At 59.1% G+C, this 565-nt stretch carries 1 protein-coding gene; it reads left to right on the top strand.

Features of this window, described 5'->3' with window-relative positions; genetic code table 11:
• Positions 1-390: transposase (locus C167_RS31940; RefSeq protein WP_017516258.1), on the top strand; the 390-nt coding region annotated here is incomplete at its 5' end.
• Positions 391-565: the final 175 nt, after the last annotated feature.

Genomic DNA, 565 nt, shown 5'->3' with positions numbered 1-565 from the left:
AGTGAGTGGCGCACCTTTACCCAGCAGAGATCGCGGGTGACCAAGGCCAACACCATCATCTACCGATCCAGCCAAACCGACTGCGCCACCTGTCCGTTGAAAGCGAAGTGCTGCCCCAACACGCCGAACCGGAAGATCGTCCGCAGCATCCATGAGGCTGCCCGCGATGTGGCACGACGCATCGCCAAGACGCCGGAATACCTCGTCTCTCGCTGCGAACGGAAGAAGGTGGAGATGCTTTTCGCCCACCTCAAACGGATCATGAAACTCGACCGTTTACGACTACGTGGCCTGACGGGTGCGGCTGACGAATTCACCCTGGCCGCGACCGTGCAAAACCTGCGACGTATGGCCAAGCTCATGCCTCACGGGCCACCGATCACGGGATAGGTACGCCTGCGGAGAGCAGAAACCCTCAAATTAACCCTTAGACCTGAGCAAGGAAGCTCAGCGAAGCGCCGAAAAGCAACTCGAAGTGGCTGCCAGCCACTTCGACAGCAGGCACATCTGACGGGCTCGCTCGCCGCTGAACCGACTTTTTCAACAGAATCGACCCAAAGCGGAC

Origin of the sequence: Pseudomonas nitroreducens TX1, assembly GCF_000313755.1 — a bacterium.
GTDB classification, from domain to species: Bacteria; Pseudomonadota; Gammaproteobacteria; order Pseudomonadales; family Pseudomonadaceae; genus Pseudomonas; species Pseudomonas nitroreducens_A.
This window is presented reverse-complemented; position numbering and strand designations above follow the sequence as displayed.